Origin of the sequence: Pseudoalteromonas sp. SA25 (assembly GCF_011378705.1) — a bacterium.
Lineage (GTDB): Bacteria > Pseudomonadota > Gammaproteobacteria > Enterobacterales > Alteromonadaceae > Pseudoalteromonas > Pseudoalteromonas arctica.
In genome coordinates, this window is sequence record NZ_WTKV01000016.1 from 52,915 (window position 1) to 67,252 (window position 14,338).

A 14,338-nucleotide genomic window follows, 5' to 3' on the forward strand; every position below is an offset into this window, starting at 1 on the left:
ACTAATTTGAGATTATTTATGCAGTTATCAGCAAATCAACAACGTATTCTTGGTTGCTTACTAGAAAAACAAAGCACAACGCCAGAACATTATCCGCTATCGTTAAACGCTCTAGTGAACGCATGTAATCAAAAGTCTAATCGCGATCCTGTGTTAAATCTTACAGATAGTGACGTGCAAAACGCACTTGATGAACTAATAGACATGCGTTTGGTAACTATAGATGAAGGGCTTTCTGGTCGCGTAAATAAATACGACCACCGCTTTTGCAACACTGAGTTTAGTAATCTGCAATTTTCTGCTCAGCAACGTGCCATTGTTTGTTTATTACTTTTACGTGGTGCCCAAACCCCAGGTGAATTAAGAACTCGCAGTGCTAGGCTTGCTGATTTTAATAACGTAAATGAAGTAGAAACAGCGCTCAATAAACTGATTGAAAGCGATTACGCCCGTAAATTAGAACGAGAAGCAGGTAAACGCGACAGCCGATACATTCATTTATTTGGCGAACAACAAAATAATCCCGCCGATGCCTTTGTTGCTCTACCAAGCGAAGTAATTAAAGATAAAGAATTAAGTGATTTACTGGCAGAAGTGGAAGAATTAAAAGTAGAGCTTCGCAAAATAAAAGCTCATTTAAAACTTTAATTAATTAAGACTAAATCACATAATAAGTTTATTGCGTATCACATATTAAATTTTATAAGGAGCTGGCAATGCGCGCCGAAATTATGGCTGAAATGAAGGTTCAGCCAACTATTGATGTAAATGCTGAGATAACTCGCCGGGTTGCTTTTATTAAAGCACGTTTAGTAGCAGCTCACTCACGATCACTAATATTGGGTATTAGTGGTGGTGTTGACTCATCAACTTGCGGCCGCTTATGTCAACTTGCCGTAAACGAGCTAAATAAAGAACACGATACTAACAAATACCAATTTATTGCTGTGCGCTTACCTTATGGCGTACAAGCCGATGAAGACGAAGCGCAAATGGCGGTTGATTTTATCCAGCCAAGTAAACGTATGACCGTAAACGTACAACCTGCGGCTGATGCATTGCATGAGCAAGCTATAGCTGCTGTAGTTGGCTGTGGTGAAGCACTGCCTGAGCAAGCTCAGATAGATTTTATTAAAGGTAATGTTAAAGCACGCCAACGTATGGTTGCTCAGTACGAAATTGCTGGCTTTTGCCAAGGCTTAGTAGTGGGTACCGATCATAGTGCTGAAAACATTACTGGTTTTTATACTAAATTTGGTGACGGCGCGTGCGATTTAGCTCCGCTATTTGGTTTATCAAAACGCCAAGTGCGTGCACTTGCTACTGCACTCGGTGCCCCAGCTTTATTAGTAGATAAAGCACCTACAGCTGATTTAGAAAGCGACCGCCCAGGGCTTACAGATGAAGAAGCACTTGGTTTGAGCTATGAGCAAATTGATGACTTTTTAGAAGGTAAATCTGTTTCTAAAGACGTTGAACAAAAGCTTGTAAGTATTTACATGCGTACACAACATAAGCGCCAACCAATTCCGACAATTTACGATTAATGTTTTAGTAAATAAAATAAAGCAATTAACGCCTTTGAGGATTAATTGCTTTTTTGATCGATAGATTAAGAAACTGCGTATATTTTAGTAAATTAACGCTTTAAATTTTATAATACCAATTGCGTTAAATTAGTGATCTATTATAGCCCTAAGAAAATAGCGATAGATCGATCATGTTTTAACAATATTGGTATAAGTTACCCGCCAAAGAGAACACTGCCTTATATGACATCGCCCATCTTAATTACCGGCGCAGGCCAACGTATTGGTTTAGCGCTCGCTCAGCATTATATAGCCCAAGGGCAGGCTGTTATTATTACGTATCGTACTCGCCACAACGCTGTTGATAAATTAGAGAAACTAGGCGCTGTATGTATTTATGCCGATTTTAGTACCGATGACGGTATAAGTGCATTTATAAATACGCTTAAAGAGCATACAACATCGCTGCGCGCTATTGTTCACAATGCATCAAGCTGGGACTGCGAAGCTAACAATCCTGACTTTGCAGTACTGTTCGATAATATGATGCGTATACACGCCAAAACACCGTATTTAATTAATTTAATGTGCGCTGAGCTGCTTATAAACTATCAGCAAAGTGAAAAAGTACCTGCTGATATAATTCACCTTACTGATTATGTAGTTGAAACAGGCAGCCCTAAACACTTAGCTTATGCAGCAAGTAAAGCAGCTCTCGATAACTTAACTAAATCGTTTAGCGCTAAATATGCGCCAAACATAAAAGTGAACTCGGTTGCTCCATCACTCATTATTTTTAATGAACATGACGATGAGCAATATCGAGCTAAGACCCTTAAAAAATCATTAATGGGCATTGAACCCGGATGCCAAGAAATTATCAATAGCATTGATTTACTATTACAAAGCCACTACATCACAGGGCGCTCTTTGCCTGTTGATGGCGGCCGTCATTTAAAGTAAATATAAATAAACTGAGATATTTATGCACAATGAATTAAAAGAAAGTTACGAAAAAATCATCACCGCAGTAGGCGAAGATGCTAACCGCGAAGGCTTACTTGATACGCCAAAACGTGCTGCAAAAGCAATGGAATATTTAACGCAAGGATATCGTCAAACGCTTGATGAAATAACTAATAAAGCGGTATTTACATCTGACGCTGACGACATGGTGTTAGTGCAAGACATAGAGCTTTACTCTATGTGTGAGCATCATTTACTACCTTTTATTGGCCGTTGCCATATTGCTTATATTCCAAACGGTAAAGTATTGGGCTTGTCTAAATTTGCACGTATTGTTGATATGTTTTCACGCCGTTTTCAAATTCAAGAACAGCTAACGCATCAAATCGCTAAAGCAGTTGAAGAAGTTACTGGCGCTAAAGGTGTGGGCGTTATTGTTGAAGCAAAACACATGTGTATGATGATGCGTGGTGTAGAAAAGCAAAATTCAAGCATGCGTACATCAGTAATGTTAGGTAACTTTAGAAGCGATCCTAAAACACGTAACGAATTTTTGCAGCTTATAAAAGGTTAACCCTATGGCTAATGCAATTATTAACGTTACTAATTTGCGCCTGCGTACGTTTATTGGCTTTAACCCCGATGAGCGTGAAAAAAAGCAAGATGTAGTGATCAACCTAGAGATTCACTACCCTGCTGATGACGCGTGTAAAACGGATGAAGTTGACCAAGCACTTAATTATAAAGTGATCACCAAAGAAGTAATTAGCTTAGTAGAGCAAGGCCACTTTTTACTGCTCGAAAAATTAGTGGCTGAAATTCTTGCGGTTTGTCACTCACACCCAAGTGTTCATTACGCTAAAGCACGTGTTGATAAACCGCATGCACTGCGTTTTGCCGACTCGGTGTCGTTAACGCTTGACTGGGCTAAATAAGGCCTTAAAAAACTTATTTAAAAAAGCTTTTCGAATCCTACGGCAAGGGCGATAACCGCTAAATAGCGCGCGCCTTTGCCTAGTGTTACTAACAGTAAAAAGGTGTTAAATCGCACTTTAAATATGCCTCCAATCACCGTTAATGGGTCTCCCACAACCGGTAACCAAGCAAATAACAAACTATATAGACCATATTTATTAAATTGCTTTTGTGCGTTATCAAGCCCTTTTTGCGATACCGGAAACCATTTTTTATCTTTAAAACGCAGTACCTGCGTGCCTAACCAGTAATTAACGCAGCTTCCCAATACATTTCCAAGTGTTGCTACGCACCACATAAGCCATAAATTAACTTTACCTTGGGCAATCATCCCCACCATTATCACCTCAGAAGAGCTAGGCAGTAATGTGGCAGATATAAATGCGCTAATAAATAACGTGAGATAAAGCATAATGTCCTTATGGCTAAACGTAAAAACCCAGCCTATAGCTGGGTTTATAATACCAATTTTATTAAAAACATGATCATTCTAGCGTATTAAATAACTCACTAACGACGTTAAAAATTATTTATATAGAACAACTATGTATCATAATTTTAGCCTTGTTATTGAGCTATTTTCTTATCGCTATAATAGATCACTAATTTAATGCAATTGGTATAAAAATAACTGAGGTTTTATTTTATCAAATTTAAACTAAACGGGTAATTAAACTCTTTACCTTCGTTAGCTTTAATACTCGCCATTACAACCATTACAAACCCAAAAATTGCCACTATAGGTAGTAATATTAAGCCTACTGCTACAAACATCAGTAAAAAACAAACTACATATGCAATTGCCATCGTTATTTGAAAGTTAAGCGCCTTTTTACCGTGCACGTCAACAACTGGCATCTCATCTCTTTTAATTAACCACACAATTAATGGCCCAATTATTGAGCCAAACGGCACAATAAATCCGGCAAGCGCACTCAAATGGCATAACATAGCCCACATACGGTCATCTTTATTAACTGGTTCAACCTGTTGATTTTCTTCCATAACACTCTCCTTTTTGTTTTATGTATGTTGCCTCTTAACTAAACAAATGTCTACAAATCAACCAACGTATTTGTATTTAAAAATCACAGCGTGAAATCTTGTGATAAAAAAGTGATAAGTTTGTGAGAGTTTCTGGAGACGATTATTCAATACTTAACTCGAATCATCACTTACAGGAATAATAATGAAAACTTCTACATTAACAATTGCAATTCTTTTAGCGGCAGCTAGCCAATCGACTATGGCCGCAGAATTAGACCTAAAAGTTACTAACCTAACCAAGGGTATTCACTTTACTCCACTGTTAATTACAGCACACAACAGCGAAGACACACTATTTGAAGTCGCAACGCAAGCATCTACAGCATTACAAACAATGGCTGAAGGCGGCAATATTGCAGAGCTAGTTGCACAAGCAGCTGCAGCGGGCAGTGATATGGCTGCAAATCCAGCTGAAGGTTTACTTGCACCAGCCGCATCTACAACGGCAACACTAACAACTACTGACGGTAACGAGTACCTATCTTTAACTGCAATGATGCTACCAACTAATGATGGCTTTGTAGGCTTAAACAGCTGGAAAATCCCAACAGAAGCGGGTACTTACACAATTAATTTAAATGCTTACGATGCAGGCACAGAACAAAACAATGAGCTTGTAGTTGAAGGCTCTGGCGCTCCAGGTACTCCGGGGATTCCTGCGGCTCCAGGTGGCGACGCTGGCACTGGCGGTACAGGTATATTAAGTGGTGATACAAATACAAGCATCCATATTCACCCAGGTAGCTTAGGTGATGACGATTTAGAAGCGGGTAATAGCGATTTAAGTAATACAGTACACAGATGGTTAAACCCAGTGGCGCAATTAACCGTTACAGTTAAGTAGGAGCATGATTATGTCATCTGCTAACAACCTTAAAAAAAGTCTACTAGTGCTTGCACTTGCAACCACACTTGCAGCGTGTAGTGATAATGATAACGACCCAGTGGTTGAAGAGCCGGTCGTTGTTGAGCCAATTGTTGTAGAACCTGTGATCAGTGAGTTTACTATTACTTTTAGTAACTTAACTGCAGGACAGCCTTTGTCACCACTCTCTGTCATTGCTTTTGAAGATGAAGCACCTTGGACATTCGGTACAACAGCTTCTGTTGGTTTAGAAATGCTTGCAGAAAGCGGTGCAAATGAAGAATACCTCAGCTACGAAAGTGCACTTGCTGCAGTTTCAGCTGAAGGCGCTATTGGCCCTGGTGAAACCACCACAGTAATCATTACTGTTGAAGAGCAAGAAACGCTTAATTTGTCATTTGCTGCCATGCTTGGGAATACAAATGATGCTTTTACCGGTCTTAGTTCTTTAGATGTATCAACATTAGAAGTTGGCGGTTCGTTATCACGCACTACGACTGCTTATGATGCGGGTACGGAAGCAAATACAGAAACAGCTGAAACTGTGCCAGGTCCTGCCGCTAGCGGTGAAGGGTTTAACGAAATACGTGACGATACAGCCGATATAATAACAATGCATCCAGGCATTGTTTCAAATCAAGATGGATTATCTACATCAGCACTTGGTGTTGAACATAAGTTTGATAACCCAGTATCGAAAATAGTAATTACGCGCACGCAGTAACGTTCCAGCTTGTAATGGGGAAGTAAGGGAGCACGGATGCCCCCCTTTTTACGAGGTAATACATGCGTCACGAAAAAATATTAGTAGTAGAAGATGACAGAGAAATAGGTAAGTTAATTACCACGCAGCTAACGTCGCTTAACTTACATGTTGATCATGTTGTAAGCGCAGAACTTGCCTTAAAAAAAATAGCTAAGCATCCCTACGGACTTATTTTACTCGATATAAACTTACCCCAAATGGATGGTTTGAGCTTATGCCGAAAAATAAAAGAGCATTACCCAACTACCTCCGTAATTTTACTCACCGCGCTGAGTAGCGATATGGACAGAGTTATTGGCCTTGAAATGGGCGCCGATGATTATATTTGTAAACCCTTTTTTGCACGCGAATTACAAGCCAGAGTAAAAACCCAATTACGCCACAGAGCACAGCTACTCGCTAGCCAAAATAACGACAACTCCCCCGTTGATAGCGAACAAACACTAAATGTAGGCTCACTCAATATAGAATTTAGTTCGCACCAAGTGTATTTAGGCAAGCAAGCCCTTAACCTTACCGCCACCGAATTTGATTTACTCGTTTACTTTGCACGCCATCCTAATCATGTTTTTAGCCGCCAGCAGTTACTCGATAAAGTATGGGGTTACCAACACAGTGGGTACGAGCATACGGTTAATTCACATATAAACCGCTTACGTGCCAAGCTAGAAGAACACCAACAAGCGCCTATCATCGAAACAGTTTGGGGTGTTGGTTACAAACTAAACCCTAGCCAACTCAATTAAGACACCTATTATGAAATTATCTTTGTATCAAAAATTAGCTATATCGCTAGTCGTGATTTTTTGTTTTATTTGCGCCCTAGTTTACGGCTGGAGCAAGCAATTAGAACTGACTTCAAAACACCACGCCGAACAAAATCTGCACTTAGCGTTAGCGGAACATTTAGTACAAGATAACCCATTAATAAAAGAAGGTGTTTACGACTATAAAGCGCTTGAAAACCTCTTCCATACCTTAATGTTATTAGGTCCTGCGTTTGAATTTTATTTTGTAGACGAAACCGGAAAAATTCTTACTTACTCAGCAAAGCCGGGTAAAGTTAAACGCACGCATATTAGTTTAACGCCTTTAAAAAGGCTGATTAACGACCCAAGCGCTGCACCTATTTATGGTGATAATCCTCGTAATAAAGAGCAACAAAAAATATTTTCAGCCGCGCCAGTATTTAATCAAGATAAGCTACAAGGTTATTTATATGTAATTATTGGTGGTGAGGCTTACGATACCTCACTAAGCACTGTAAAAAATAATGATAAGTTATGGCTAGCTGCTTTATGGCTTGGCTCTGCACTCGCATTTTTATTTATTGCGATGCTAATTTTACTACGTTTTTTTACCAACCCAATTCAGCGCTTAGCACGCGATGTTAGTAATATTGAAGCCGCTAACTACAGCCTTACCGACACCAAGCTAAGTAACTATTCAACGCAAAAAAGTAACGAAGTGCATAGTTTAGGGCGAAGTATTCAAGCCATGCTAACGCGCATTAATGAGCAGTTTAAAGCGCTTGAACAAGGCGATAAACAACGCAAAGAGTTGCTGACCCATCTATCGCACGACCTACGTACACCACTTGCTTCACTGCAGGGGTTTTTAGAAGTATTAAATCAGTCGGGCGAGCAGCTAAGTAAACAAGAGCAGCAAGAATACTTGCAGGTATCGCTTAATAATTGTGGGCAATTAAAGCTACTCATAGAGCAAATATTTGAGCTTGCTCACTTAGAAAATGGCGAAATAAGTATAAATAAAGAAACCTTTAATTTAGGTGAACTCATTTACGATTGCATGGCAAAATTTAGTTTAGCCGTTGACAAAAAAGGCATTAGTTTGTCGGTAGAACCTGCGATTTGTGATTTTCCTGTGGTTGCCGATATAGCTAAATTAGAGCGCGTGTTAAGTAACTTAATTGATAATGCAATTAGGCATACCCCTCGCGGCGGCAGCATTGCAGTACATGTAAAACGCAGTGACGATAATCAACTATTTGTGCATGTATCAGACACGGGCGTAGGCATAAAAGAAGATGAGCTGAATGCTATTTTTGATCCGCACTACCAAGCAAGTAATTCTAATAAAGAAGGGCGCCAGCAAGGTGGTTTAGGATTGGCTATTTGCAGAGGGTTATTAAAACTGATGGATAGCGAAATTTACGTACAAAGTGAAATTGGTAAAGGCACTATGTTTAGCTTTAACTTGCCACAAAAAAAGGTGCTTTCTTAAAAAGCACCTTATTGAGTTAAATCTATTTAAATATTAATTACTTTTTAATACCCGCTAAATCAAGCATAAATGCATAGTTTAGCGCGGTATCTTCTAAGCGTTTAAAGCGACCCGATGCACCACCGTGCCCTGCTTCCATATCTATTTTAAACAATAACTTATTGTCATCAGTTTTATAGTCACGCAGCTTAGCAACCCATTTTGCAGGCTCAAAGTATTGAACTTGTGAATCGTGCAAGCCAGTCGTTACTAACATATTAGGATATGCTTGCTTAGATACTTGGTCGTATGGCGAGTACGACAGCATGTAATCGTAATACGCTTTTTCGTTCGGATTACCCCATTCGCCGTATTCATTTGTTGTAAGCGGAATACTCGCATCAAGCATCGTTGTCACTACATCTACAAACGGTACCGCAGCAACCATGCCTTTATAAAGCTCAGGCGCTTGGTTTGCTACTGCGCCCATTAATAAGCCACCAGCACTGCCACCTAACGCAAATATTTCATCTTTTGCGCCATACTTTTGAGAAACCAGTGCTTTAGTTACGTCAACAAAGTCGTTAAATGTATTCTTTTTAGTTAGTAGCTTGCCGTCTTCGTACCAAGGACGACCTAGCATTTGCGATCCACGTACATGGGCAATTGCAAATACAAAGCCACGGTCTAACAAGCTCAAACGTGAGCTTGAGAACGTTGGATCCATGGTTGCGCCGTACGACCCATAACCATATTGCAGTAGCGGGTTAGTGCCATCTTTTTTAAACGCATCTTTACGGTAAACTAAACTTACCGGTACTTTTATGCCATCGCGTGCTGTTACAAAAATGCGCTCTGAAGCGTAATTGTCAGCATCAAAATCACCTAACACAACCTGTTGCTTAAGAAGCGTTTTATCGCCAGTCGCTAAATTTACATCGTACGATGAGCTTGGAGTGGTCATGCTTGTGTAGTAAACACGTAACGTGCTGCTATCTATATCGTTATTGCCATAAGTACCAATTGTATAAGCGCTATCGTTAAAGCTCAGTGGTAACTCTTTACCTGTTTTTAAATCACGCGCAATCAACTTTGATTGGCCCATTTCACGTTCTTGGTAAACTAAGTAGTCATTAAATAAATCAATGCCTTCGAGTTTAATATCATCGCGCGCAGGGATCACACTTTGCCAATTAGCCTTGTCGCCTGCTTTATCAATATCAACTTTCATCAGCTGAAAATTTACAGCATCTAAGTTAGTTACAATGTAGTAAGTATTCCCTAGCTTCGAAATATCATATTCAAGCCCTGCTTCACGCTCAATTAAGCGTTTAGGCATTGCCTTAGTATCATCAGCACTTAATACAGATACGCCTGATGCAGCCGTGCTACTGTGCCAAATATAAATCTCTGACTCATCTTTGCTTTTACTCATACCCATGTAGTAACTGGTATCAGTTTCTTCGTAAATTAGCTCATCATCAGCTTGCGATGTACCTAATGTATGACGATACACTTGGTAACCTAGTAGAGTTTGTAAATCTTTTTTAATGTAGTAAACCGTTTTATTATCGTTTGCCCACACAATGCCACCGTTGGTACCTTCAAGTGTGTCTTCGAGTAATTTACCGGTAGTTAAATCTTTTATTTTTACGCTATAAATACGACGGCTAACAGTATCTTCGCCATAAGCCATTAAATTGCCATTTGGGCTTACATCTAAACCACTTACTGCATAATAATCATGACCTTTAGCAAGCTCATTTACATCTAAAATAACTTGCTGATCGGTACCTGCAAAATCGCTGCTGCGTAAGTAAGTAGTGTACTCGTTATCGCCACGTGTTTGTGTTGAGTAAAAATAATCACCATTTTTAACTGGGACTGAATCATCGTCTTTTTGAATACGCCCTTTTAGCTCTTCAAACAATTCGCTTTGCAGCGTTTTAGTATGTGCGAGCATTGCATCAGTGTATGTGTTTTCAGCCTCTAAGTAGGTAATCACTTCAGGTGCTTTACGCTCGTCATCACGTAGCCAATAGTAATCATCAATGCGTGTATCACCATGAATAGTCATTTCATGCGGTACTTTTTTAGCAATAGGCGCAACAGCTTGTGCAACTTGAGTTGCTTTAACCTGCGTATTATTTTTTTGAGTTACTTCTGGGGCTTGATTACAGCCACTTAAAATAGCTAGCGACAATGCAGCAAGTGCAAATGGAGTATGTTTCATCAGTCAAAATCCTTATTGTATTTTTATTTTTTATTAAGTAGTTAAATATACCTATAAATGACCTTTATTGTGATTTAGTTTGTGAAGCTATGTAAAGTAAATCAACGTAATTCCTTTTTACTTAACAAGCCTACATCAGGTACTCTGTAAATATAATAAGTCACTTTTAAGCTCAACTGATTAAGGGTAGTAATGAATAGCGAAGTAATAAATATTTTAACCATGGCTAAAGTAATTCAAACGGCCGTTGCTCCCGTATTTTTAATCACAGGTATAGCAGCAACTTTAGGTGTTTTATCTAATCGCTTAGCACGAATTACCGACAGAGCGCGCCTATTGGAGCGAAGATTAAAAATAAATACAGATGACGATTTTAATAAGTCGCTAGCAACAGAACTCCGCGCTTTATTAAAAAGATCTCGATGTATACATATTGCTTTTAGTTTAAGTGTATTAAGTGCCTTACTTGTATGTGCTGTGGTTATGTTTTTATTCTTGTCGCACATTCAATCAATTAACTTAAGCGTGACCATTGCTTGTTGTTTTGTAGCTGCAATGGCATTACTTATATGTGCATTTATGTCGTTATTAGGCGAAGTATTTTTAGCAACGCGCAGCATGCGTCGCGGGATGATATTTGCAGATATTGATATAAACGATTAATTTTTTATAAAAAACCCCGAGCAACTAATGTTGCTCGGGGTTTTTATTAACTAAGCTTATTTAATAAAATAACTTATTGTGCAGTATAAATCGTCTCTAGCACTTCAATTCTAGCTTCTTTAGCATAACCTGAAGCATTTAACTGCTCTGCTGCAACTAAAATATCTTGTCCATCATTCACTGCTAAAACAGCAATCTTAGTACCAGGAAATACAGACACCACTTTTAATCCAGCCGCTGCAGCAATGTCGCTAGCAGTAATACCATCTTTTAAAAGTACCGTAATATTACCTGATAAAGAACTTAAGTTATTAGTAAGAATATTACGAACTAATGACCCTTTAGTTACTACATCAGATGTACTTGCAACATTAACAACCGCCATGTCGCCTTTTTGCATAACTACATGCTCATCGGCAGCAACACTTGATGGCACTAAGCTTAAATTTTTCTCTACTTTATAAGAGCCAAAATCAGCTTTAGTATACTTTAAGCTAGATGCTTGCTTCTTTGGTAGTTGAAGCTCTTTATCAAAGCTTGTGTTTGCCGTAGCGCTTAAAGAAATACACGCAGCAGCACTTAATACGATTAATTTATTAACTTTCATTTTCATAATCCTTACTCTTGACCTGCGTGACCGAATGCGCGTAAAGACACACCCTCTAAAACACTTGCTGAACTATTATTGCTAATACCTACTACACCTAAACCATTGTCATCACCTTTACTAAGTGCATAGCTATCTGCGCTCGTATCTAGTAAACGAACTGTCCAAGTGCCTTTAGTTGACTCACCATAAAACGCATTTGAAAGCATTACTGCATCTTTTAGTATATAGCCAACACTCCAACTGCTAGTGAAACTATATGCTGGGTAGAATAAAGCTTGCTTAGATGACAGTAATACACTTCTTGTACCCGCTGGCGATGTAACTTCTATAGCTAAATCTGTTCCGGCTGAAGTTTGTGTACCATCGCTTAAGCCAAAGCCCATTTCAGCATTACTTACATCAAACTTAAACTGCATTGCTTCAATGCTTAGCTCTTCAGTCACTTCAATTTCTTGTGTAAGACCCGTTGCATTGTTATCTGGAATTTCTAGTGCAAGTGCGTCTTCAGCAATTACTGAACCAACACCGCTCCACTGAGTAATAACTTGTTCACCTAAAGCAACATCGTAAGCCTTTGCCATAGAAACCGCAGCTCCAGCATCAGCACGACCAAAACCATATAAGTTATTGAAGTTATAACCGGCAGAGTTTTCAATCCAACCGTCGTGAGCAACAAATTCGCCTTCACCAACTGTTAATTTAACAGCAGCATTATCTGCATCAATTAAAGTGCTAGTTGATGCAAGGATATGGCGAACGTCACGCCATGTTAAATCTGGATTAGCCGAAAGAATTAACGATACCACACCCGATGCATTTGGCGCAGCAGATGATGTACCATTAAACGTTGAAGTATAGTTACAGCTTGCATTGTCTGCATGGCCTGGGTAGTTAAATGGATATTGACTTGCAGCAAACTCTTCACCATAAGCAGCAGCCCATGCTGCAATAGAGCCACCATTGAAACCTGAATAACCATTAATACAAGTCATTTGATCTGTTGTTACCATTGCAGGTGCAAAACGACCATATTCACCCGCTGGAGCCGACACCATTACGTTAGCACCCGCTGTAGAATAGCTAGTATGTTTACCATTAGCATTTACTGCAGCAACACTTAAATAATAAGGGTGGCCTTGGCTTGGCTCAAAAGCGCCATTATAACAAGTTAAACCTAAGTCATTTGCACCATTGTCAGCACATAAAGAACCTTCATCGCCACCATCTTCAAATGAGTTACCGCTAGATTTCATATTTAGCGCACCTTTACCGTCACGAAGGTTAAGGTTAGGGTAAGACTCAATTGCCTCATCTAGCTCTGAATAACCGATAAACGTAGGGAACGTAATACCGTAACTACGGTTAAAGGCTGAAATATTTTCAGACGTACTAATACCACTACCAGGGAAGCCATGAGCAAGTAAATCAGTTTGTGCTACTTTATCTCCACCAATGTAGTTCATACCGATTAAGCCTGCATCAGGTGCAACACCACGGCCGCCTTTGCCATTCCAACCTTTTGCTGCAATTAAGCCGGCAACACTTGTTCCGTGGTCACCACTGTTTGATGTACTTGTAGGGTCTGTACGATCTAGCGCCTCAGCGTTAAGGTTTAAAGAACGATTTGGTAATACGTTATCTACTAAATCTTCGTGGCGAATTTCCATACCTGAGTCAACAACAACAGCAGTTACACCAGCACCTGTAACGCCTTGAGCATAAGCGGCTGTTACATTCATATCTTCACCAGCAACCAAACCTGTAGCTTCTGCATTAGCAAAACTAGCATCAACACTTGCTTGCGCTTCTTCTTCGGTATCGCCAAATAGATTTACATATAAATTGGCTAAGCCCTGCTTCATTTCATCGCTTAATGAGTATGCTTTTTGGCCTGTATTATTTAAATGCCATTGTTGATTTGCTAATGGATCACCAACAACTCCTGAAATGTTTATTTGCGCAGAAGCCGTTTTACCATTTGCGTTTACAGTGTAATCAATAACTGCATCATCATCCGTCATTGGAACATAAGTAAATGATGTTCCCTCTACAGTTAGAGTACCGTGACTAAATGTGAATACGCCATCTTCTGCAACCACTTCTTCACCATTTTCAGTGAAGCTAAATGTAAGTGCATCGCCATCGTTATCGCTGGCTTTAAATTCTGCAGTAACAGGGATCCATTGTTTTAAATCTACAACAACTACATCGCTCGCTTTAGGAGCTACGTCAGTAACTAATGGTACGCTGTTTTTATTATCGTCATCACTACTTCCACAACCAGAAAGTGATACCACTATCGCAGCAGACAATGCTGACATTTTAAAAATATTATTTTTCATAAACTCTCTTTGTTAGTTATTTTTATGATGGTGCGACGTTACACAACAACAATCAAAATAACAACGAGGCGTTTACAGTCATTAACAATAAATACAATAGATGTAACGATAGGGTAATC

The 14,338-nt window shown here is 39.3% G+C and carries 15 protein-coding genes; 10 read left to right on the forward strand and 5 right to left on the reverse strand.

Annotated features, from left to right (window positions below):
* Window positions 1–18 precede the first annotated feature (18 nt).
* The 5 genes from GQR45_RS13850 to folX all read left to right on the forward strand — a co-directional run bounded on the left by GQR45_RS13850 (window position 19) and on the right by folX (window position 3,430).
* Window positions 19–648, forward strand: a complete 630-nt coding sequence (locus tag GQR45_RS13850) for a YceH family protein (protein ID WP_007580511.1) — start codon at window positions 19–21, stop codon at window positions 646–648.
* 68 nt (window positions 649–716) lie between these two features.
* Window positions 717–1,547, forward strand: coding sequence for an ammonia-dependent NAD(+) synthetase (gene nadE / locus GQR45_RS13855; protein WP_165726246.1), 831 nt, complete (start codon window positions 717–719; stop codon window positions 1,545–1,547).
* Window positions 1,548–1,772: 225 nt separating this feature from the next.
* A complete protein-coding gene (gene folM / locus GQR45_RS13860) occupies window positions 1,773–2,492 on the forward strand; it encodes a dihydromonapterin reductase (RefSeq protein WP_165726247.1) in 720 nt (239 codons plus the stop codon).
* Window positions 2,493–2,514: 22 nt separating this feature from the next.
* Window positions 2,515–3,069, forward strand: coding sequence for a GTP cyclohydrolase I FolE (gene folE, locus GQR45_RS13865; protein ID WP_002962341.1), 555 nt, complete (start codon window positions 2,515–2,517; stop codon window positions 3,067–3,069).
* Between the two features lie 4 nt (window positions 3,070–3,073).
* Window positions 3,074–3,430 carry a dihydroneopterin triphosphate 2'-epimerase gene (folX, locus tag GQR45_RS13870; RefSeq protein WP_007377309.1) on the forward strand — a complete coding sequence of 119 codons (357 nt, stop codon included), beginning with the start codon at window positions 3,074–3,076 and terminating at the stop codon, window positions 3,428–3,430.
* A 17-nt stretch (window positions 3,431–3,447) separates the two neighbouring features.
* Here folX and GQR45_RS13875 read toward each other — a convergent pair whose 3' ends face one another.
* Together GQR45_RS13875 and GQR45_RS13880 are read right to left on the reverse strand one after the other, a co-directional pair.
* On the reverse strand, window positions 3,448–3,882 hold the full coding sequence (locus GQR45_RS13875; protein ID WP_165726248.1) for a YqaA family protein: 435 nt from the start codon (window positions 3,880–3,882) through the stop codon (window positions 3,448–3,450).
* 227 nt (window positions 3,883–4,109) lie between these two features.
* On the reverse strand, window positions 4,110–4,475 hold the full coding sequence (locus GQR45_RS13880) for a DUF4870 domain-containing protein (protein WP_007580507.1): 366 nt from the start codon (window positions 4,473–4,475) through the stop codon (window positions 4,110–4,112).
* Between the two features lie 184 nt (window positions 4,476–4,659).
* Between GQR45_RS13880 and GQR45_RS13885 the strand changes: the two genes are divergently transcribed.
* The 4 genes from GQR45_RS13885 to GQR45_RS13900 all read left to right on the forward strand — a co-directional run bounded on the left by GQR45_RS13885 (window position 4,660) and on the right by GQR45_RS13900 (window position 8,392).
* Window positions 4,660–5,361 carry a spondin domain-containing protein gene (locus GQR45_RS13885; protein WP_165726249.1) on the forward strand — a complete coding sequence of 234 codons (702 nt, stop codon included), beginning with the start codon at window positions 4,660–4,662 and terminating at the stop codon, window positions 5,359–5,361.
* A gap of 10 nt (window positions 5,362–5,371) precedes the next feature.
* Window positions 5,372–6,106, forward strand: coding sequence for a spondin domain-containing protein (locus GQR45_RS13890; protein ID WP_024607274.1), 735 nt, complete (start codon window positions 5,372–5,374; stop codon window positions 6,104–6,106).
* Between the two features lie 62 nt (window positions 6,107–6,168).
* The gene (locus tag GQR45_RS13895; protein WP_007580488.1) at window positions 6,169–6,894 is read left to right on the forward strand and encodes a response regulator transcription factor; all 726 of its coding nucleotides are present in this window, start codon (window positions 6,169–6,171) and stop codon (window positions 6,892–6,894) included.
* 10 nt (window positions 6,895–6,904) lie between these two features.
* Complete coding sequence (locus tag GQR45_RS13900) at window positions 6,905–8,392, forward strand: HAMP domain-containing sensor histidine kinase (protein ID WP_010554544.1); 1,488 nt, start codon at window positions 6,905–6,907, stop codon at window positions 8,390–8,392.
* Between the two features lie 37 nt (window positions 8,393–8,429).
* On the opposite strand, the gene GQR45_RS13905 is transcribed toward GQR45_RS13900, so the two are convergent.
* On the reverse strand, window positions 8,430–10,604 hold the full coding sequence (locus GQR45_RS13905) for a S9 family peptidase (protein ID WP_165726250.1): 2,175 nt from the start codon (window positions 10,602–10,604) through the stop codon (window positions 8,430–8,432).
* 192 nt (window positions 10,605–10,796) lie between these two features.
* Between GQR45_RS13905 and GQR45_RS13910 the strand changes: the two genes are divergently transcribed.
* Entirely contained in the window at window positions 10,797–11,267 is a 471-nt protein-coding gene (locus tag GQR45_RS13910; protein ID WP_165726251.1) for a DUF2721 domain-containing protein, read from the forward strand.
* A gap of 73 nt (window positions 11,268–11,340) precedes the next feature.
* Here GQR45_RS13910 and GQR45_RS13915 read toward each other — a convergent pair whose 3' ends face one another.
* Window positions 11,341–11,874 (reverse strand): hypothetical protein, encoded by a 534-nt coding sequence (locus tag GQR45_RS13915; RefSeq protein WP_165726252.1) that lies wholly within the window; start codon window positions 11,872–11,874, stop codon window positions 11,341–11,343.
* An 11-nt stretch (window positions 11,875–11,885) separates the two neighbouring features.
* Window positions 11,886–14,219 carry a S8 family serine peptidase gene (locus GQR45_RS13920; RefSeq protein WP_165726253.1) on the reverse strand — a complete coding sequence of 778 codons (2,334 nt, stop codon included), beginning with the start codon at window positions 14,217–14,219 and terminating at the stop codon, window positions 11,886–11,888.
* Between the last annotated feature and the right edge of the window lie 119 nt (window positions 14,220–14,338).